The organism is Paludisphaera rhizosphaerae, assembly GCF_011065895.1.
GTDB lineage: Bacteria > Planctomycetota > Planctomycetia > Isosphaerales > Isosphaeraceae > Paludisphaera > Paludisphaera rhizosphaerae.
In genome coordinates this window covers 167790-187929 of record NZ_JAALCR010000009.1, presented here as the reverse complement: position 1 = coordinate 187929, position 20140 = coordinate 167790, and the positions used below count along the sequence as shown (strand labels likewise).

The following is a 20140-nucleotide window of genomic DNA, read 5'->3' as shown; positions in this document are numbered from 1 at the left end:
CCATCATGGATCAGGTCAAGGACATCCTCCGCCAGATCGCCCGCTATCGATTCTGGATCTCGGTCTGCATCGCCGCTCTGTTCGCCACCGGGGCCTACGTTCTGGGCTCCGGCCCCGTGCAGAAAGAGACCGCCGACCAGACCGGCAAGATCACGTCGGCTTACAAAGACGTCCAGCAGTACAGCAACGGCGGACCCACCGCCGACTTCGCTCCCATCGTCGAGCAAAAGACGGCCGTCCTCACCCGCGACGTCGACACCGCGTGGAGGCATCTGTACGACCGCCAGGCCCCGCTCCTGACCTGGCCCGAATCCGTCTCCGAGCGGTTCCGCAAGTGGGGTCGCAAGTGGCCTGAAGACGTCGACCCCGCCGCCGTCCAGCTCGCGATCATCGACTACATCGAGGCCTACCCCGAATACGTCGACGGGGTCTTCAAGGTCTTCCGCCCCTTCAACTACGAGACCGGCGAGGGCGTCGTCGCCTCGTTGCCCAAGGACCAGCTTCTCAAGGTCGTCGACTTCTCTCCCAACCAGCCTCCCAAGCTCGGCGAAGTCTGGTCGGCCCAGGAGCGACTCTGGGTTCAGCGCACCGCCCTGGAAGTCATCGCCGCCGTCAACCGCAACGCCAAGGACTGGAACTCCGCCTACGTCAAGGAGATCAAGGCCCTGGAAGTCGGCAGCTCCTACGCCCAGGACCAGCGCTCTCTGGCGAAGGGGGAAGCCCTGGAAGAAGCCGAAGCGATCAAGGCCCCCAACGAGCCTGAGGAAGAGGCGGCCGACGCCGGCGGCGAGATGGGCATGATGATGGGCCCCGGCATGATGGGCTCCGGTATGGGCCCCGGCATGGGAATGGGCATGGGCATGGGCCCCGGCGGCAAGGTCAGCGTCGCTGAGAGCGTCTTCTATCTCAAGCCGGAAAACGCCACCCAGTACAAGATCCTCCCGATCATGCTCACCGTCCTGGTCGACCAGGACCACGTCCAGGACCTCCTCGTCGAGTTCGAGAACTCGCCGATGTCCATCGAAGTCCGCGATTTCGAGTTGCTGCGTCCTACCGCGAAGGTGGTCAAGCCCGAGAAGGGCGAAATGTTCACCGGCGCTTATGGGTTCGGCATGATGGGCCCCGGCATGATGGGACCCGGAATGATGGGGCCCGGCATGATGGGCCCCGGAATGATGGGCGGCATGCGAGGGATGGAAGGGGAAATGGGCATGGGCCCCGGCATGATGGGCCCCGGCATGATGATGCCCGGCATGGGAATGGGCATGAACCGCAACACGGGGGTCGACAAGCGCGGCACCGACCGCAAGAAGGCCCGTGAGGACGCCGAGAAGGCTCGCGAGTCCAAGAAATCCGCCGTCCCCTTCGACGCCTACTACAACATCGTCGAGGTGACCGTCTACGGCCAGGCCCGCTTCTACAACGAACCCCCGGCTCCCGAAGCCGCCGCCGAATCCCCGGGCGAAGCCACTGCCGAAACCCCGCAGGAGCCGGGCGCGGAGGCCCCCAAGGCCGACATGCCCAAGACCGAGGAACCCAAGGCCGAAGAGCCCAAGGCTGAAGAACCGAAGGCCGAAGAGCCCAAGGCCGACATGCCCAAGACCGAGGAACCCAAGGCTGAGGAGCCCAAAGCCGAGGCCCCCAAGGCTGAGGAACCCAAGGCCGAAGCTGCAAAACCCGAAGAACCCAAGACGGAGGAGCCGAAGGCCGAAGCCCCAGCGCCCGCGCCGAGCGGCAATCCGACCCCCTGATCCATCGCGTCGCGAACCAACATCGACGAGAGACACCGTCCTCCCGGATCAGGGGGGGCGTCCCTTCGCACGGAGAACCTGGCATGGCCACCGCCGGTGAGAAGCTGAAGAACTTCGGCTTGAGATTCGGGGACAAGATCGCCGTCCTCCTGGCCGCGGGGCTGTTCGCCCTGTGCCTCTTCAAGGCCCTGACGCGGGAGACGATCGACGTCCAACCCGAGCAGATTAAGAAGGCCGCCGAGCAGTCCGACTCGAACCTGCGACGCAAGGTCCCGACCGAGGAGATCGTCCAGACTCTCGTCGACGGCGGCATCAAGCAGTCTGACTTCGCGAAGGAGGCCGAGACGTCGTCCAAGATGGTCCTCGCCGCGTCCGACTTCCAGGCCCGGCGCGAGTGGGTGACCCCAGAGCCGGGCGCCGGCCTGATCCGCGACCAGCCCAACCTGATCGCGCCGGAGAACGTCTTCGCTTATCCCAGCCGCGGCGGAGCCCTGGTCTACGCGCTTGACTCCGAGGGCAATCGGATCGTCGAGACCGAGACGAAGGAGCCCCCCAAGTCCAACATCTTCCGCAGCCGTAAGCGGCGCGGCGGCATGATGATGGGCAGCGACATGGGCATGGGCGGCATGATGGGCCCCGGCATGGGGATGGGCGGCCAGCCCAACCCCGACCAGGAGAAGCAGGCCAAGGCCGAGTTTGAGCGCAAGAAGCGAGAGATGATGGCCAAGCTCGCCGGCCCCAGCGGACCCAAGAAAGAGAAGCCCGAAGACGCCAACAAGCCCCAGGGCCCTCCGCCCAAGGAAGTCACCAAGGGCCTGCGCTGGGTCGCCATCACCGCCACGCTGAATCACGAGCAGATGCTGGAGAACTATCGCCAGGCCCTCAAGAACTCGGCGATCGCCCAGCCCCACTACCGTCGCCTGGACGTCCAGCGCCAGACCAAGCAGCAGGATGGGACGTGGACCGATTGGGCCGACGTCGACGCCGAACGCAACCTGACGGTCCTCGACAACCTCCCCATGGAAGACGAGGAACTGACGCCCGACAACGTCCGCCCCACCGACCTCAACGACCCGCTGCCGTTCCTCACCGCCGGCCTCTGGGAGAAGGTTCACATCGCCAGCCTCGTCCCTGACGAGGTCAAGAACATCCCCGACCCCACGAAGAACCCTGCCATGATGGGGGGGATGGGGGGCATGATGATGGGCCCTGGCATGGAAGGCAGTTCGATGATGCCCGGGATGGACGGCGGCATGATGAACTCCGGCATGATGGGCGGCCGGGGCGGCATGATGAACATGATGATGATGGGTGAAGGCTCGGGCATGATGGGCATGGACGGGATGGGCATGGGAATGGGGATGGGGATGGGAGGGACCGAAACCCTCGACAACTTCTGGCGGTCTGAGGAAAAGACCGTGATGGTCCGAGCCCTGGACTTCACCGCCCAGCCCGACGAGAGCTACCGCTACCGCGTCCGCATCGTCGTCTTCAACCCGAACTTCAACCGCGAGGACGTGGCGCCGGGCGTCGACGCCAAGTCCGAGGAGCTGCAAGGCCCCTGGAGCGAGTCGACCGACGAGGTCCATATGCCTCCCGACGTCACGGCGTACGCCATGGGCGTCCTTCAGGCGACTCCCAAGTCGGAGATGAAGGGCGTCTTCCAGATCGTGAAGTTCAATCCGGACGACGGCCAGACGCTCCCCCGTCAGTTCGAGGCCGCCCCCGGCGAGCTGTTGGGGGAGGTCCGGACGACCCAGATCCCGACATCCGACGGGACCGGGACCAAGAACAAGGGCGTCGACTTCAGCAGTCAGCTCATGGTGCTCGACGTGGTCGGCGGCTTTAAGCCGCTCCCCGCCGGTTTCCTTGGCAACATCATCGTCCAACCGAGTTGCGCCGCCCTGCTGCGGCCTGACGGCCTTGTTGAACTCCACGACGAGGCCGATGACCGCTCCAACGAGGTCCGCAAGGACGTTGAGAGCAACTACAAACGGGAACTCAAGGAGTCCGACAAGGTCCGCTCCAGCTCGATGGGAAGCGGCTATGACATGATGGGCGGCATGATGGGCTCTGGCATGATGGGCCCCGGCATGATGGGGGGGTCTCGCTGAGCCTCGGTCGCGCGTCGGTGGACTTAACTGTTTAACGGAACTCAACGCCTCCCCCCGCGGGGAGGCGTTTTTCTTTGCGCCGCCCACACAACAGACACAGCCCCAACATTCCGCAAAAGTCGACCCCCCGTCTTGACCGAAACTCTTGTTAGAGGTACACACCGCCCCATCTTTCCCCATCCTCGGCGCGGATCTCGCGATCGTTCCAGCAGCATCTCAAAGCGTCGTGGTAGGGGGGGGCAGGTACCAAACGAGTTGAAGACCCCGCCTCGGTGTGCCGGGTGGGTTTGGCGCAAGCAGCCGCAGAAGAACCGTGTCTCGCCGTTAGGACTCGAACGAGGCCGCTCTCAGGGATGTCGGCGGCCGTCCGTATGACGGCGAAAGGAGGTCGCGTTGAGAAGGCTTAGAACGCTCACAGTCATCATGATCCTCGGTGCGGGGGGAGCGTCCACGGAAGGTGCGACCCTCGACGACGCGGTCGCTTCGCCGTCCTCGGCGGCCCGCAAGCCTGCACCGGCGCCGCCGGTGAAGTATCTGGAGGCCGGCTCGCGCCTCTTCAACAGCGGACAGTTCGACCTGGCCGCCAAGTATCTCGAAGCGGCTCGGATGTATCGCGACCAGCTCGAACCCGAGCATCAGTCGCTGCTGGACGAGTACCTGCGTGAATTGAGCAAGGTCAAGGGGAACGCCGAACCGGCCGCGGCTCCCGCCGCCGCCCCGGCTTCCGCTTCCGCCCCGGCGCCGACGCCGGTGGCGAGCGTCGCCGCCGCCTCGCCCGCCTCGCGGACGGAGACGGCCTCGGGCGACGAGACCGACCGGAAGCAGAAGGCCCGCTGGCTCCTCCAGGAGTCCGGCGAGATGATGATCAAGGGCGACTACGACGGAGCCGAGGCGAAGATCGCCGAGGCCGAGGCCCTGAACATCAAGTGGGGTCTGTTCGACTCCACGCCGGCCAAGGCCCGCCAGGCGCTCGTCAAGGCCCGCCCCAAGGCGTCCGCGCCCGCCGCGGTGAAGACCGTCGCCGCCCCCGACCATAAGACGGCCAAGGCCAAGCTGGCCGAAGCCCGCACCGCCCTGGCCGACCGCAAGTTCGAGGTCGCCGAGGCGATCGCCCTGGAGGTCAAGGGCTGGAACCTCTCCTACGGCATGTTCGAGGACAACCCGGACAAGGTGGCGTCCGCCGCTCGCGCCCTCCGCAAGCGCGACACCATCCGCTCCACGTCGCCTCGTGAGCAGGCCAGCCCGGGCGTCTACGACGTCCTGGTGCAGGAATCCCGCCAGCTCATGAAGGCCGGCAAGATCGCCGAGGCTGAGGCCAAGGCCCGCCAGGCCCAGCGGATGAACGTCGTGCCGGCCCTCACCGCCGACCGCGCCGAGGCCGTCCTGCACGAGATCGCCATGGTCCGCGAGAAGGCCGAGGCCCCGGCGGCTGTCGCCGCGGCCCCGACCGCGACCGAAGGCCCGACCGCCGACGCCGTCGAACGTCAGGCCGACGCTCTGCTCTCCAAGGGCGACCAGAACGCCGCTGCCGCCAAGTTCGCCGAAGCCGAGCAGCTCCGCCGCGTCGAGTCCGGCCTGACGCCCCTGGCGTCTGCGACCCCTCGGCTGGACCCCCACGTCCAGAAGAGCGGCGCCGAAGACGAGCAGCCGGCCCTGGCTCCGGTCGAACCGACCCCGGCCCCGGCTCAGGCTCCGAGCCTCGAACTCGACCCCGCCCCGGCTCCGGTCGCGGCGGCTCCGGCTCCGGTCCCGGCCGGCCCGGGCGTCCAGGAACTCTCCCAGGCCCAGTCGCTCTACGAAGAGGGGAACTACGCGGCCGCCCGTCAGGCCGCCGCCAAGGCCAAGGCCGCCGGCGCCAGCGAGGAAGCCGAGGAACTGTCCGCCCAGATCGGCCTGGCCGAGCAGGGGGGCGCCCTCAGCCTCTACGAGTCCGCTCTTGAAGCCATGCGGAAGGGCGAGCGGGATCGGGCCAAGACGCTGCTGACCGAGGTCGCCTCGGCCGGCCCCGTCCTCGATGAGAGCCTCCAGGCCAAGGTCCAGGAGCTGCTCAAGAGCCTGACCACCCAGCAGATCTCCGACCCCGCCGGCCGCGCCGTGGTCAACGGCGGCATGGACGGCGCCAGCGACGTCGAGTCGATCGCCGCTCAGAAGCTCAACGCTGAAGTCGGCGCCAAGATCGCCGAGGCTCGCCGCCTCCAGGAAGTCGACCCCGACAAGGCCCTGACCATCTACGACACCACCCTCAAGGCCGTGAAGGCCTCCGAGGTCGCCCCCAACCTTCAGAAGCCGATGGTCCGCCGTCTCGAAGTGGCCCTTGAGCTGGCCAAGAAGGACAAGCAGATCTTCGACGAGAAGATGAAGGAGAAGGGCTACAAGGAAGAGATCGAGCGGAAGCGGCTGCGGATCCTTGAAGCGGACTCCGCCAAGAAGGCCCGCTACAAGGAGCTGTTCGAGAAGGCCCAGGCCGCCTACAGCGACCAGGACTTCTTCAAGGCCGAGGCCTACGCCAAGCAGGCCATGGAGATCGACCCGACGGAAGTCGCCGCCCCGATGATGGTCTTCAAGGCCAAGGCGGAGCGTCGCTACAAGACCGACATGGCCAACAAGGCGGCCAAGGAAGAGGGCGTCGTCCAGCTCCTCGAGGGCGTCGACGCGGCCGCGATCGCCGACCCCGAGGTCCAGGCCAACGGCATCTCTTACCCCAAGACGTTCGCCGACCTGACCAAGAGCCGCCGCGAGATGGTCAAGCGGCTGGAGCACCCCAAGAGCGCGGCGGTGATGTCCGTCGAGGCCAAGCTCCGCGACCCGATCAGCGTCAACTTCGAGAAGCAGCCGCTGAGCGAGGCCCTGCAGTTCATCGGCAACTACACCGGCCTGAACGTCGCGCTCGACCCCAAGGCGATGGTCGACGAGGGTCTCACCTCGTCCACGCCCGTCGACCTGAAGTTGAACAACACCCAGCTCAAGACGGTCCTCAAGATGATCCTCAGCCCTCTGGGCCTGAGCTACACGATCGAGGACAACGTTCTGCTGGTGACCAACAAGCAGACGGCCGCCCAGGACACGTACTTCCACACGTACTACGTGGGCGACCTTATCAAGGTGAAGAGCAAGGAGGCCAAAGAGGCCTACGGCTCGGCCTTCAATCCGATGACCACGACCAACTTCACGCCCCAGGGTCAGTCGCTGACGGCCCCGAACGTGCCGATCGGTGGCACGCCGGGCGGCGGGGTGCAGATCGTCGACGGCCAGAAGCCGAACATCGACGACGCCGCGATGTCTCCGCTGATCCAGCTCATCACCACGTCGATCGCGCCGGGGACCTGGCAGGTCCGCGACGGCGACGGCCGGGACGTCTCCACGGCTTACGGCCTGGGCGGCGGCTTCGGCGGCGGCGGGGCGGGCGGCGACATCGACGAGGGTCGTCCCCCCGGCTCGATCACGCCGTTCTTCCTCAGCATCAGCCTGATCATCCGCCACACGGCCGAGGTGCATGAGCAGATCGCCGACCTGCTCCGCCAGCTCCGCCGGCTCCAGGACCTCCAGGTTTCCATCGAGGTCCGGTTCATCACGGTCTCCGACTCGTTCTTCGAGCAGATCGGCGTCGACTTCGACTTCGCCATCAACTCCAAGAGCGTCGGCAAGCACAGCACCTGGGCCTACCAGAACAACTCCGTGACGAACGTCATCACGGCGCCCGGCGGCGGCACCACCACCGCGGGGACGACGGGCGGCACCACCGGCGGCACCACCGGCGGCACCACCGGCGGCACCACCGGCGGCACCACCGGCGGCACCCTCGGCGGTAGCTCGGGCGGCATCGGCGGCGCCGGCCTCGGCGGCGGCGGCGCCACCTCGGCGGGCGGCACCGGCGGCGGAACCACCGGCGGCGGCACCACGCTGACGCAGAACAACGCCTACCTGATCAACCCGATCCGCGACTACTCCAACTACTACCCCGGCGGCCAGTCCCCGGTGGTGGTGGGTACTGCGGGCGGCGGTCTCTACAACTTCTCGCCGACCTTGCAGATCCCCTTCCAGAACACCCAGGGGAGCCTGATCGCCCCGTTCAACTCTGTCGCCGGGGCTGGCGCCTCGCTGGGCATGGCGTTCCTCAGCGACCTGGAAGTCTACTTCTTCCTCACGGCCGCTCAGGGCGACGTCCGTAACAACATCCTCCAGGCGCCCAAGGTGACCACCTTCAACGGCGCCGCCGCGACGATCTTCAACGGCGAGCTCCAGTATTACGTGGCCTCGCTGTTCCCGGTGCTCGGCCCCGGATCGGTGGCCTTCCAGCCGCAGGTCGCTCCGCTGCAAAACGGCGTGCAGCTCCAGGTCACCCCGGTCGTCACGGCTGACCGCCGCTACGTCCGACTGAGCCTGGCCCCGTTCTTCCAGGTCGTCAACGGCTTCACCTCGATCACCGTCCCGGCCGCGGTCGGCGGCGCCGGCCTCGGCGGCGCCTCGGCGGCCATCAACGGCACGATCCAGCTGCCGAACACGACCGTCACCACCGTCAGCACGACCGTCACCGTCCCCGACGGCGGCACGGTCCTCCTCGGCGGCGTCAAGCAGCTCCAGGAACAGCGTCTGGAGTACGGCGTCCCCGTCCTCTCCAAGACCCCCTGGATCGACCGCCTGTTCCGCAACGTCGGCATCGGCCGGACCACCAACAGCCTCATGTTGATGGTCACCCCGCGGATCATCATCCTTGAGGAAGAGGAGGAACGGCTCGGCATCCCCTCGGTCGCCTACTGACCGAGCGAGCCTCGACCTCTGACGCGGCCTTGGGGCCGCCGGGAACACCTCCCGGCGGCCCCTCGCCGTTTCACGACCGCTTGCAACGCTTGCGGCCGCCGATCATGCTGAGTGTCGACGGCGCTCCGACCTCAGGAGCCGCGACGACCAAGGAGCCGCGCATGAACAGCCTGATCCTCACCACGACGCTGCTGTCCGCACTGGGATGGCAGGCTCCCGCCGAAGAGCCGGCCGAGCCCCCTCCCGTCTTCAAGCCCGAAGCCGGCTGGAAACCCCTGGGCCGAAGCCTCTGGCTCGATCCCGTCTCCCAACCCCGTCGCCTGATCCTCCGCGCCCGGGTCGTTCTGCGTGAAGGCCCGCTGGAACATCTCCTGTGCCTCCGAGGCACCAAGGAGCATGAGGCCGTCCTCGCCACGGACGCTCCCCCCACCCTCATCCACGCCGGCCTCCTGGCCGCCGGACTTGAACCCGGCGGGCCCGTCCGCTTCCGACCGGAATTCAAACCGCCTCACGGCCCTCCGATCGCCGTGACCCTCCGCTGGAAAAACGGCGACGAGATCAAACAGGCCGACGCCCGATCCTGGATCCGAGACGAAAAGACCCGCAAGCAACTCGACGTCGACTGGGTCTTCGCCGGCAGCACCCTCTATGACGACCCCGTCACTAAAAAAACCATCTACGCCGCCGAGGAAGGCGACCTGATCACCGTCGCCAACTTCGCCTCGGCCATACTCGACCTCCCCATCGCCAGCTCCGCCGAGGACGCCAACCGCACCTTCGTCGCCTTCACAGAGCACATCCCACCGCTCGGCTCCGAGGTTCAGATCATCTTCAGCGCCCGTCCCCCAAAGCCGAAACCGACCCCCTGAACCTTCACTCCAGAAGCCTCAGAGCGCACCAAAACCCGAACGGGTGATACTGAGCGTCGATCGGCCGAACTTCCAGATGCTCCCATTCTTCCTCCGACCAGATCAGCAACCGCGCCGCGTAGCCGTTGATCTTCCAGCCCGCCATCGGCCTCATCCGTGTCGTCGCCGGCGCGTCGAAACGCGTGAAGGCCGACCCCACCAACCGACCTTTATGATCCACTGTCGGGCTCCTGTCGCGTCCGGCTTCGTTGACCGGACGCACGCCTGCGGGGTATTGTCCACTTCCGATGGATCGACGCAGACCCAATCGCGCAGGCTGCCTCGCCTGCGCATCACCGCTCTCTTCCTCGCGGATTGAATTGATTCACCACCCGGGGCCGTCCCGGGATCGGGCGTCGGCGGAGACGTGATGGTCGGGAGGGAATCGCCTGACGCCTACTAATTCTGCGCTTAATAAGGCTCTGAGGCAAATCGTCGCACCAAAGCTTTCGTGTTTTCATGAACGCATCCATTAAGACTCAGTGGCCGCATTCGCATACTCTGCTCCCTGGGGCCGATCCATGCAACCACAGTCGCTCATTGTCTCGAACGGCCTAACAAAGGCATACGGGCCGACTTACGCCCTCCGAGACCTCAGCCTGGAGATCCGCCAGGGGGAGGTTTATGGGCTGCTCGGACCCAACGGTTCGGGCAAGACGACGACGATCCGACTCTGGCTCGGATTGATGCGGCCGACGTCCGGTCGCGCCACGATTTTCGGTTTTGACTGCTGGCAGTCCGGGCTTCAGGTGCGGCGGTTGGTCTCGTATCTCCCCGGCGAGTTGCGGATGCCCGGCTCGCTGTCGGGGCTGGGGGTCCTGAAGTTCCTCAGCGGCCTCCGCGACGGCGAAGGGCTCGACCGGGCCGCGGCCATCGCCGAGAAGGTGATGAAGCTGGATCTCCGGCGGAAGGTCCGCAAGTACTCCACCGGCATGAAGCAGAAGCTGGCCCTGGCCCAGGCGTTCGCCGATCCGGTCGACGTCCTGATCCTGGACGAGCCGACCTCGGCGCTTGACCCCTCGGCGCGGTTGGACGTGCTGAATCTCGTGCGTGAAGCGCGGGCCCAGGGGCAGACGGTCGTCTTCTCAGGCCACGTCCTCTCCGAGGTGGAGGCGATCTGCGACCGAGTGGCGATCCTCCGTCGCGGCCGGCTGGTCCACGTCGAGGACATGCACGCCCGCCGCCGGCTGCGAATGCTCCTGATCCGGTTCGCCGATGGCCGAACCCCGTCGGTCTTCCCCGAGGAGCTGGGTCTGTCGATTCGAAAAACCGAAGGCCCGGCGCTCCTGCTGGAGCATCGCGGCGAACTGGGCCCTTTGCTGCAATGGCTGGGGACGGTCCCCGTGGAGGACCTGGCGATCGGAACCGAGGATCTGCACAGCCTTTATAACGAGTACCACGGCGCCGAAGCCGTCGACGAGGACGCGGCCTGATGAAACCGTTCTGGACCCTGGTCCGCAAAAACCTGCACGACGCGCGTTGGAGCCTGTTCCTCTCGTCGACGGCGTTGTTCGCGCTGGGGTGGCTGCTGGTCCACGTGGCGTCGCTCCAGGAGTCGAGGATCCGCCAGGCCATGACCGACGGCAAGGGGTTCAACTGGGTCCGCCAGCTCGGCCTGGAAGCGGACCCTCCGTCGATCCAGATCATGATGGCCTTCTGGAACCATCCGTTCATCATCCTGATGATCGTGATGTTCGCCATCGGCCGAGGGGCGAACGCGGTCTCCGCCGAGATCGAGCGCGGGACGCTGGACATGGTGATGTCGCGGCCCGTCTCGCGGTCGTCGTACCTGGCCTCGCAGGTGCTGACGACGATCGTCGGCCTGCTGGCGATCGCAGGGTCGCTGGCCGTAGGCGCTTACGCGGCGACGTTTTACAACTTCCTGAAGACTCCGCCGAGCGCCTGGCTGCTGGCGAAGCCGGCGTTCAATCTGGCGGCCCTGGCGTTCCCGATGTACGGCTACACGCTGCTCTTTTCCTCGGCCGACATCGTCCGTTGGCGGCCGATGACGGCGGGGTCTGTGCTGACGCTGGCGGGGTTCATCGCGCGAGTGATCGCGGTAATCCCGGTGTTCAAGGACTCGCCCTGGCGGCCCTGGGCCGAACATGCGTCGTTGTTCACCCTCTATAATCCGGTGGACGCCGTCACGGCGGAAGCCGCGAATTACAACCACGACGTGGCGATCCTGCTAGCCTTGGGCTCGGCGTGCATCGCCCTGGCGTTCCTGGTGTTCGCGACCCGCGACCTCCCGGCCAACGCCTGACGCCCGCCCGCGAGGAGGCCCCCTTGAACGAGACCGCCGTCACCACCGTCGACGCCTTCACCGATCGTCCGTTCGCCGGCAACCCGGCCGCCGTCTGCGTGCTCGACGCCCCCGCCCCCGAGCACTGGATGCAGCTTGTAGCCCGGGAGATGAACCTCTCCGAGACGGCTTTTCTCAGCCCGATCGCCGGCGGTCCGCGGTGGCGGCTGCGGTGGTTCACGCCGATGGTCGAGGTCGACCTCTGCGGCCACGCGACGATCGCCGCATCCCACGTCCTCTGGGAGGACGGTCGACTGGCCCTCGACGCGACGGCCGAGTTCGAGACCCGCAGCGGGTTGCTGGCCGCTCGCCGGGTTGACGACTGGATCGAGCTGGATTTCCCGGCCAAGCCGATCGAACGCCCGGTGGACGACCCGGCCGAGTTGGCCGTGATCGCCGAGGCGCTGGGAAGCCCGATCGTCTCGGCCGGTCGGAGCCGGTTCGACATGCTCGTCGAGTTCGCGAACGAGGAGACCGTCCGCAAGCTGGCCCCAGACTACGGCCGAATCAAGGCGATCCCGGTCCGCGGCGTGATCGCGACGGCGCGCTCGTCCGACCCGTCCTTCGACTTCGTCTCGCGGTTCTTCGCGCCGGCCGTCGGGATCGACGAGGATCCGGTCTGCGGCTCAGCGCACTGCTGCTCCGGCCCGTTCTGGGCCGAGCGCCTGGGCCGCAAGGCGCTCCAGGCCCGCCAGGTCTCGCCCCGCGGCGGCGTCATCCGCGTCCGCCTCGAGGGCGACCGCGTCGCCATCGCCGGCAAGGCTGTGACCACCGTCCGGGCCCGGCTGCAAGGCGGAGCGGGACTCTAATCGGCCGATTTTTTTGTTTTTATTTGGTAAAATTAAACCCCATCGGTAGGCTGTCGCAGTGGAGAGGGGCGATGGCCGCTCCTCCGTCGCTCGCCGACTGAGGAGGCTGTGGCGTGCGTATATCCCGCAAGCGGTTCTTCGGCGTCCTGGCGACGATGTGGGGCCTGACGCGGTGGCAATCGGCGTCTCTGGGCGCCACGGCATCGGCCGCCGAGGATTCCCATCCCGACCCGTACGAGGTCCTGCAAGAGGCTCGCAAGCTGGCCCGCGCGGGGAAGTTCGAGGAGGCGCTCCAGAAGCACGTCTGGTATCACGAAAACGCCCTAAAGTACGGGGCGGGGCAATACGGCGTGCGGCTCTCGTTCGCCCTGTCCGACTGGGCGGCTCTCGGCAAGCAATATCCCAAGGCTCTCCAGACGCTGACCGAGATCCGAGCGAAAGACGTCGCGACCCTTCGCGCGGGTCGGGGCGACGCCCACCTCTACCACGACGTCGTGGGGATCGACCGCTACCTGACGGGGCCGCCCCAGGGCGTGGAGCTCTTCAAGTGGCTCGACGCCAACGACCCGAAGAGGGCCGCCGAGTGCTCCATCATGGCCGAAGACGTGCTCGCCGACGCGGGCGAGTATCGGCTCTGCGGCAAGTACCTCGGCGATCCCTTGCTGCGGCTCGACATCATGAAGCAGGGCCGTGAGATGGAGCGGAAACTCCAGGAACGGCCGCTCCCGAACGGCAGGACGGCGCCGCGCACGGCCGACTCGCGTTTCATCAACACCGCCGTCCGCATCATCACGATCCTCGTCCGGAGCGATCGCAAGGCCGAGGCCGAACGATTCCGCGATGAGGCGTTGAAGATCGTGGACGCACCGACGATTCGCGAGGCCGTCGAGAAGGCCGCGGAACCGGCGAAAGCGAGTTGAGGGAGCATCCCCCCCCCGGCTCAGTGGCAGCCCTGGGTCGGGGTTGGGGTCAGTGCCGCGGAGATCAGGTCGGCCACCCGTGCGAGGGTTGGCGACGACCAGGACAGGTAGGCCAGCGCCGCGGCGGTCACGACGATCAGGGGGACCGCCTTTCGCATTCGGCGCATGCGCCATCGGGGACGGGCCGTCGGCGGCGGGCCATCGTGGATAGGCCGCACGAACAGGTCAACATTTTCAGCCGTCGGAACGGGCGACGCATCGCCGTGGAACCGCACTGCCAGGTCGACGGCGTCGGCGGCAAGCCGGAGGTGCTCTTCGGCCTCGGCGATGGACTCGGCCCGGGCGGCGGACGGGCGGCCGAGCCAGACGAGCAGGGCGGCCAGACCGATTCCGGCGCGGCCCAAACGATCGCGGAGGTCTTCCCTCGCCTGAGAAAGCCGCCATTTCAGCGTGCCGGTCGGGCAACGGAGCCGGGCAGCGGCCTGTTCGCTGCTCAATCCGTCCCAGTAGCACAGCTCGATCGGCCGGCGATACTTCTCGGGCATGCGCTCGATCGTCGCGCGGAGGTCGGGGCGAAGGTCGTCGAGCGGGGAGGGACGGGAGCGGTCGGCGACGACGGAAAGGTCGATCGAGGCGCCCTCGCGCCGATGCCGCAGATCGGCCCGACGCTTGGCGCGGGAGGCGACGCGGCGCGCGACGCCGCAGAGCCAGGCCCCCAGGTGCTCGGGACGTCGAATCGCCTCGGCGCGGGTGGCCAGCAGCAGGAAGGTCGCCTGATAGGCGTCCTCGGCGTCCTGACCGGGTCCCGACCACCTTCGGCAGACGCGCAGGACTTTCGGCCCGTGACGAACGACCAACCGTTCAAAGGCCGCCTGATCGCGATGGGCGAGGAACCGCCTCAGCAACTCGCCGTCCGACGCCTCGACGTCGTCCAGCCGTTCCGCCCCCCGCGCGAAGCGGGCCTCTCCTCCGACGAGCGATGCCGACATGGGCCTACCTCCCGAGCGCCAAGGCCCCGCTCTCGGATCGAAACCCGAGGCGGGGCGTCCGAATTTGAAGGTGTCGATCCCGGCGGCCGGATGCGGTCGTATGGCTTTCAGGATAATGGCGCCGCCGGGATCGGGATAGTAATGAAGTTCGGAATCACCCCTCCACGGGCCGTCGACTTCGCTTCCTCCGCCACGTCGCGCCGGCGACTCCCAGGGCCCCGAAGCCGGCCAGGGCCAGCGACGAAGGTTCGGGGACGGCCCGCACGACGAACTGGAGAGACTCCCCCGAGAATGGGGCCCCCTGGTAGACGAACGAGGTCAGCACGGGCGGGTTGTTGAAGAAGATCGAGTTTCCAAACACCTCGGCGGGCGTATCCGTCGACTGAAATCCGAATGTGAGCGAATTCCCCGGGGTGATCGCCAGCCCCGGATTGAACGCCGCCCCTGTCCCGCCGGCTACCCACTGGATCGCATAACCGTTGGTCGCCACGTTCGGGACGTGGGTGATCGCCGCAACCCATCCCGTCGGCGAGGTGACCGAGATCGGCGAGGTCTTCAGGTAATCCTGACCGGGAATCCAGGCGAACCAGAAGGTTCCGATGTTCACCGTGCTGGCCGCGGTGTTCGTCAGCTTGATCGTATAATCGTAAGAAGTCCCGTTGAACTGAGCCGAGATGGTCGAATCGACGATGATCGCGGCCCTGGCGGCGGGGCCGATGAGGATGATGAGAACGACCGCCCATAACCCGAAATGTTTCATGGCGCCTCCTGATTCGACGTCCGGTTGATGATCGGCCGGACGACGAAATCAGGCGCTCTCCACAGCCTTCAATCGCGCCGGCCGTGATGAGAGTGTCCCTGGGCGGGCGATCGGTTGGCGCTTTTTCAGAAAAACTCAGACCGGCTCCGAAATCCCCCGCCTCAGCTCGCTGTAATTCCAGACACATCAATCAGATACAGCTGACGGCCGTCCCCGCCATGGGGCGAGTCAATGACAACCGAACGCCCGTCCGGGCTGAACCGGGGATGGGTGTCCACCCGCCACTCGGCGGTGTATTCCTTGGGCGACTCGAAATGGCCGAGCGGATGCTTGACCCCTTTGCGAGCGTCGAACAGGAAGGGGTGCTGCCGCCGGTTCTTATCCGGATAGGTGTCGCAGAGGATCCAGCGGTTGTCGAGGCCCGGCAGGTAGGTGCAATGGCCGTCCTCGGTCATCGCGTCGGGGCCGACGACCTCGGCGTTCTGGGTCTGATCCTCGAAGAGATAAAACTTCGATCCGTGCGAGGCGCGAAGCGCCCAACCGAGGATGTGCTTCGGGTCGCGCCAGATGAAATGGGAGGTCATCCCCGAGGGGTTCAGAACGTACAGGTCGGAGCCGTCGGGCTTGCAGGTGATCATCCGGGTCAGCCACGACTTGTCGCCGGGGCCTCGCCAGCGGTGAAGGAAGACGAACCGGGCCCCGTCAGGCGCGACCAGCAAATGGTTGAACCAGTGCTTCGCCTGTTCGGGGGGCGTCGCCGGTTTGGCGAGCAGACCGTCGTAGGGGAGGCTCGCGACCTGCCGGAACGAGAGGATGAGGTCGGTCTTCCCCGTCTTGAGGTCGGTCTTCCAGATCCCGGCGTCGTCTGGTGCGAGGACGTCCGGACGGGGGTCGGGGACGCCCGCGTAGCCGTACCCAGGACGGGTGTCGTGCAGACGGCGGAAGTCGGGCGCCACGGCCCAGGTCGAGTCCGGGCTCATCGCGTAGACCGGCGCGGGGAGCGTGCGCTTGGAGCCCGTCTTCACGTCCAGAACGTGCGAGACGAAGCGGTCGCCGTCGCGGTCGTTCCAGATGACTTCCGACCGCGAGCCCGGGAGCCACTGGAGCATGCAGCCCTGTTGCCAGCACCAGGCCTTTGACCGCCCCAATTCGATCCATCGGTCGCCGTCTTGCAGATCGACCATGCCCACGGCGATCTCGTCGTCGGGCCTCGGCGAACGATGCTCGAAGTCCACCTCCATCCCGAGCAGGAAGCGCCCGGAGGGGTCGAATTCAAGCTTGTCGTAGTAGCCGAACCAGTGATGCTTCGGCCCTTTCGTCACCGCGCGGACGGGGGGCAGCGGGGCGTCCTCCGCTGCGCGTCCCATTCGCGAAGCGGCCAGCGCGGCGGCGGTCCCGCCGAGGAATGTACGACGATCAAAGCGAGGGACGTTCGGCATGGGCTGATCCTCCGTGACGCCCATTGTAGGAGGTCGCGAGGTCGCCGCCAGGGGCTTCACCGTCCGTCGCCGCTCAGGACCCGGCCGAACAGGATGTCCTTGTATAATTCAAGCGGTCTGACGCACCGTTCGATCTTCGCCTGGCCCACCGCGCCTTGCCATGAGAAGTAGGCGAAGCTCGCCAGGCCGCGGACGTCGGTCGAGGGCGGCAGCTCACCGGCCTGGACGGCCGCGGTCAGGCATTCCCCGACCGCTTGCTCGATGCTCTCGATCATCTCCCGGAGCCGAGCCCGGATCGAATCGCTCTCGACGATCTCCAGGGTGAAATTCCCGACGAGGCAGCCAGTCCTGAAGTTCGATCGTGCCAGGGACTCGATATGTGCGTCTACCCAGGCTCGCAGCCTCTCGAGCGGCGGCAGGTTATCGTTGAGCAGAGTCTCATGGACCTTGCTCGCGGCGGCGTCGAAATAGCGGTTGAGGACCTCCTCCGCGAAAGCCTCCTTCGATCGGAAGTGGTTGGTGAAGCACCCCTGGGGGACGCCCGCGGCGCGGACGATGTCGCGCACGCTGGCCCCGTTGTAGCCGTGCTCGAGCACGACCCTCAGCCCTTCCTCCAGAAGCTTTTCTCGGTGCGACGGCCTGGGCAATTCAACCTCCACCTCATCCGACGCCGATTCCGCCAGCGGCGCGGACGATCAGGCGATCGCCGTGCCGCCGGGGCCGGAGCGTCATGCGTTCGTGCCGCCGTCGACGGTCAGGTTCGCAGCCGTAATGTAAGACGCCTCAGGGCTCGCGACGAAGGCGACCAGAGCGGCGACCTCGTCCGGCTTACCATACCGCCTGAGGGAGGTGGCCGCGACCTGGGAGGGAGCCCAATCGCTGGACGCGGGGTTCAGGTCGGTGTCGATCGGCCCCGGCTGGACGTTGTTGACGGTGATCCCGCGCTCGCCGACCTCGCGAGCCAGCGCCTGCGTGAAGATCTTCACGGCCCCCTTCGTCGCGGAGTAGGCCGCGATGCCGGGAGACAGGACGCGCTCGCCGAGGCACGAGCCGATGTTGATGATCCGCCCCCCATCCTGGATGTGCTTGAGCGCCGCCTGCGTCGTCACGAACACGCCCCGGACGTTGAGATCGATCATGTGGTCGATCTCTTCGAGGCTCGTCTCCTCGAACGGCTTGGGAATCGCTGTGCCGGCGTTGTTCACCAGGATGTCGAGCCGGCCGAAGGTCGCGACCGTCTTCTCAACGGCGGCCTGCACGGCCTTTACGTCCGTGCCGTCCGCCTGAATGGCGACGGCCTTGCCGCCGGCGGACTCGATCTCCTTGACGACCGCCGCCGCGGCGTCCGCCCCCTTGGTGTAGGTGATCGCCACCTGCGCACCGTCGCCGGCCAACCGCTTGGCGATGGCCGCCCCGATGCCCCGCGACCCACCCGTGACCAACGCCGCCTTGCTCGTCAGCTTGCTCATCGTAGTCCCCGCGTGTGAAGAGGTCCTATCTCTCTACCAATGGTCGTCACGACCCATCGGGAAAGAATACGTACGATCGTATTGCCAGTCAAGGACTCGATCGATCATCGATCCGCTTGAGGCCACTCGTCGTCTCTTGTTAGTCCACGGGGGCCGCGACCATCCAACATCCAAGGTTCCGCCGAGAAATTTCTTGACTCGGTTTAATGCGTTGAAGAACATCGTAGATCAGTTCTGTCCATAATGTGCGTAGCATAGGTACTGGATGCAACATCCATCCAGCAGCGATCGCCCCAAATCTTAGATCATCTTGGACGAACCTGTCGGCGATGAAATTCCGAGGCGTTACTCTTACGAGAGCATCTTTTTTCGGGGGCACCATGAGATCGAGATTCCTCCCTACTCTAACCCTAGGTTCACTCTTGCTCGCGGCCCCTGCGGCCGGCCTGGTGCTGGCCCGCCCTGACGCAATCTTGGGAGATCCGCCCGCGACGCCCGCGACATCGAGCCACCTGGATGTATGCGACCTGAGCTTCCTGATTCCGCCGGGCCCGCTGTCGATCTCTCTGTCGAAGGAAAAGCCCGGGGAATTCTTACCGATTCTCAGCCGACGGCTCTTCGATATGTTCGTCGACTTCCGGCAGAAGGGGCATCCGAAGGTCGCGAACCTGTACGAGTCTATGGTGATCACGGCGGTGCGCTTCGATCCGTGCGGGCCGAGATATCCAGAGAACTACGACATCAAGGACACGCTTTGCACCCAGCCCAACCTTCGGCTGATTGCCCAGCCGGTAGTCGACGGTAGGCCCACTACGGCGGCGCTGCACATGGTGTTCGCACTAGGGGTGAAGACCGACCAGGCCCCCGAGGCGATCTTCAAGGGAATCGGGTTCGACCCGGGCGTGCGTGACGGCGCGGTCGCCGAACTGAAGCGGATGAAGGCCCGCAACCTCGAGCGCGGGGTGTCCACGGCCGGCGTGCCGGTAGACGTGCATCCAGCCTTCGCGGGAAAGACGCTCGACGGTCCAGCGGCGGCCGGCTTCGTCGCCGATCTCGAGCGATTCATCCGGAAATACGCCCTGGAGTCGAGCTACTTCGTGACGGCCATCATGTACACGGTGGACCCGTCGAGCACGCCCGACGCGAAAGCACTCGAGGGCAAGGAACGTTGGGAGTGGGAGAAGGCGTTTGTGGTGCGTTTCGGAAAGGACGGCAAGCCGCTCCCGGCCCCCGTGCTCATGCTGGCCCCAGTCCCCGGAATTGCAGACGGAGGGAAGCCGCTCACCTTCCAGAATTTCACAGCCGACAGCGACCGCCGCGCCGGGGCCACCCTAAGTGCACGCCCGAGCCTCGAGCATGGAACGATCAAGAATATCGATCTGTTGAAGCTCCTCGATGACCGCAGCCCAGCCAACCCGGCCGATCTTCAGACCGGCGTGGACATCTCCGACCTGCTGGAAAACCCGACGATGGCCGCGGTTCAGACCGAGGACTGCGTGAGCTGCCACTTGACTACCCCTGGGCGGACCTTCGCCCTGGCCCACGCGTCCGCTGCGAATGTGAAGCGAAGCCTGCGGTTCGCATTCGATGCTAAGGCGGCCGGCCTGGTCGATAGCCTCGGTCCCGACGCTGAGGAAGCGGCCTCGGCGAGCGGCTATCACGTGATGAGCCTCGCCTTTTTTAAGGGCAAGCCTTCGATCAGCCAGCGTACCGTATTCGAAACGCTCCAGGCGGCGCACCTAATCAATCGCAACTATCCCTGATATAAGCCCAGACGATGCCGCAAGAGGAAGTGCGCGAAACCGCTGAGCTAGCGCACATCGCCATCGACGGCAAGACACTACGGGCGGCTCCAGAGACGGTTGACAGATTGGGGCCTCTCACGGGCGACACCTTGGACTCCTCTTCGCCGAGGCCCTCG

15 protein-coding genes are annotated in these 20140 nt (G+C 66.3%); 9 read left to right on the top strand and 6 right to left on the bottom strand.

The features are described 5' to 3' along the window. Nucleotides 1-5: 5 nt before the first annotated feature. The 4 genes from G5C50_RS13845 to G5C50_RS13830 all read left to right on the top strand — a co-directional run bounded on the left by G5C50_RS13845 (nucleotide 6) and on the right by G5C50_RS13830 (nucleotide 9492). Nucleotides 6-1751 carry a hypothetical protein gene (locus G5C50_RS13845; RefSeq protein WP_165070280.1) on the top strand — a complete coding sequence of 582 codons (1746 nt, stop codon included), beginning with the start codon at nucleotides 6-8 and terminating at the stop codon, nucleotides 1749-1751. Nucleotides 1752-1834: 83 nt separating this feature from the next. Then, the gene (locus G5C50_RS13840) at nucleotides 1835-3865 is read left to right on the top strand and encodes a hypothetical protein (protein WP_165070277.1); all 2031 of its coding nucleotides are present in this window, start codon (nucleotides 1835-1837) and stop codon (nucleotides 3863-3865) included. Between the two features lie 393 nt (nucleotides 3866-4258). Beyond that, nucleotides 4259-8623, top strand: coding sequence for a type II secretion system protein GspD (locus G5C50_RS13835; RefSeq protein WP_165070275.1), 4365 nt, complete (start codon nucleotides 4259-4261; stop codon nucleotides 8621-8623). 161 nt (nucleotides 8624-8784) lie between these two features. Continuing rightward, entirely contained in the window at nucleotides 8785-9492 is a 708-nt protein-coding gene (locus tag G5C50_RS13830; RefSeq protein WP_165070273.1) for a YdjY domain-containing protein, read from the top strand. A gap of 4 nt (nucleotides 9493-9496) precedes the next feature. Here G5C50_RS13830 and G5C50_RS13825 read toward each other — a convergent pair whose 3' ends face one another. Further along, nucleotides 9497-9637 carry a hypothetical protein gene (locus G5C50_RS13825; protein WP_165070271.1) on the bottom strand — a complete coding sequence of 47 codons (141 nt, stop codon included), beginning with the start codon at nucleotides 9635-9637 and terminating at the stop codon, nucleotides 9497-9499. Nucleotides 9638-10052: 415 nt separating this feature from the next. Between G5C50_RS13825 and G5C50_RS13820 the strand changes: the two genes are divergently transcribed. The 4 genes from G5C50_RS13820 (at nucleotide 10053) to G5C50_RS13805 (ending at nucleotide 13562) form a co-directional block, all read left to right on the top strand. Beyond that, the gene (locus G5C50_RS13820) at nucleotides 10053-10964 is read left to right on the top strand and encodes an ABC transporter ATP-binding protein (protein ID WP_165070269.1); all 912 of its coding nucleotides are present in this window, start codon (nucleotides 10053-10055) and stop codon (nucleotides 10962-10964) included. Further along, nucleotides 10964-11794: an ABC transporter permease subunit gene (locus tag G5C50_RS13815; RefSeq protein WP_165070267.1), complete on the top strand. Its 831-nt coding sequence runs from the start codon at nucleotides 10964-10966 to the stop codon at nucleotides 11792-11794. Before G5C50_RS13820 ends, G5C50_RS13815 begins: the two co-directional genes overlap by 1 nt. Nucleotides 11795-11817: 23 nt before the next feature. Beyond that, entirely contained in the window at nucleotides 11818-12642 is an 825-nt protein-coding gene (locus tag G5C50_RS13810; protein ID WP_165070266.1) for a PhzF family phenazine biosynthesis protein, read from the top strand. 113 nt (nucleotides 12643-12755) lie between these two features. Continuing rightward, complete coding sequence (locus tag G5C50_RS13805; protein ID WP_165070264.1) at nucleotides 12756-13562, top strand: hypothetical protein; 807 nt, start codon at nucleotides 12756-12758, stop codon at nucleotides 13560-13562. A gap of 20 nt (nucleotides 13563-13582) precedes the next feature. Here G5C50_RS13805 and G5C50_RS13800 read toward each other — a convergent pair whose 3' ends face one another. The 5 genes from G5C50_RS13800 to G5C50_RS13780 form a co-directional block, all read right to left on the bottom strand. Continuing rightward, a complete protein-coding gene (locus G5C50_RS13800; protein WP_165070262.1) occupies nucleotides 13583-14551 on the bottom strand; it encodes an RNA polymerase sigma factor in 969 nt (322 codons plus the stop codon). Nucleotides 14552-14705: 154 nt separating this feature from the next. Further along, complete coding sequence (locus G5C50_RS13795; RefSeq protein WP_165070260.1) at nucleotides 14706-15311, bottom strand: PEP-CTERM sorting domain-containing protein; 606 nt, start codon at nucleotides 15309-15311, stop codon at nucleotides 14706-14708. A 161-nt stretch (nucleotides 15312-15472) separates the two neighbouring features. After that, nucleotides 15473-16750, bottom strand: coding sequence for a TolB-like translocation protein (locus G5C50_RS13790; protein ID WP_165070258.1), 1278 nt, complete (start codon nucleotides 16748-16750; stop codon nucleotides 15473-15475). A gap of 56 nt (nucleotides 16751-16806) precedes the next feature. Further along, the gene (locus G5C50_RS13785) at nucleotides 16807-17397 is read right to left on the bottom strand and encodes a TetR/AcrR family transcriptional regulator (protein ID WP_165070255.1); all 591 of its coding nucleotides are present in this window, start codon (nucleotides 17395-17397) and stop codon (nucleotides 16807-16809) included. An 81-nt stretch (nucleotides 17398-17478) separates the two neighbouring features. After that, complete coding sequence (locus G5C50_RS13780; RefSeq protein WP_165070253.1) at nucleotides 17479-18219, bottom strand: SDR family NAD(P)-dependent oxidoreductase; 741 nt, start codon at nucleotides 18217-18219, stop codon at nucleotides 17479-17481. 422 nt (nucleotides 18220-18641) lie between these two features. Between G5C50_RS13780 and G5C50_RS13775 the strand changes: the two genes are divergently transcribed. Beyond that, nucleotides 18642-19982, top strand: a complete 1341-nt coding sequence (locus G5C50_RS13775) for a hypothetical protein (protein ID WP_165070251.1) — start codon at nucleotides 18642-18644, stop codon at nucleotides 19980-19982. Nucleotides 19983-20140 lie beyond the last annotated feature (158 nt).

Excerpts from the sequence above, each read along its gene's own strand:
- G5C50_RS13780 (WP_165070253.1), bottom strand. The coding sequence starts at position 18,219 with ATGAGCAAGCTGACGAGCAAGGCGGCGTTGGTCACGGGTGGGTCGCGG.
- G5C50_RS13795 (WP_165070260.1), bottom strand. The coding sequence starts at position 15,311 with ATGAAACATTTCGGGTTATGGGCGGTCGTTCTCATCATCCTCATCGGC.
- G5C50_RS13825 (WP_165070271.1), bottom strand. The coding sequence starts at position 9,637 with ATGGCGGGCTGGAAGATCAACGGCTACGCGGCGCGGTTGCTGATCTGG.
- G5C50_RS13845 (WP_165070280.1), top strand. The coding sequence starts at position 6 with ATGGATCAGGTCAAGGACATCCTCCGCCAGATCGCCCGCTATCGATTC.
- G5C50_RS13830 (WP_165070273.1), top strand. The coding sequence starts at position 8,785 with ATGAACAGCCTGATCCTCACCACGACGCTGCTGTCCGCACTGGGATGG.
- G5C50_RS13790 (WP_165070258.1), bottom strand. The coding sequence starts at position 16,750 with ATGCCGAACGTCCCTCGCTTTGATCGTCGTACATTCCTCGGCGGGACC.
- G5C50_RS13840 (WP_165070277.1), top strand. The coding sequence starts at position 1,835 with ATGGCCACCGCCGGTGAGAAGCTGAAGAACTTCGGCTTGAGATTCGGG.
- G5C50_RS13800 (WP_165070262.1), bottom strand. The coding sequence starts at position 14,551 with ATGTCGGCATCGCTCGTCGGAGGAGAGGCCCGCTTCGCGCGGGGGGCG.
- G5C50_RS13820 (WP_165070269.1), top strand. The coding sequence starts at position 10,053 with ATGCAACCACAGTCGCTCATTGTCTCGAACGGCCTAACAAAGGCATAC.
- G5C50_RS13815 (WP_165070267.1), top strand. The coding sequence starts at position 10,964 with ATGAAACCGTTCTGGACCCTGGTCCGCAAAAACCTGCACGACGCGCGT.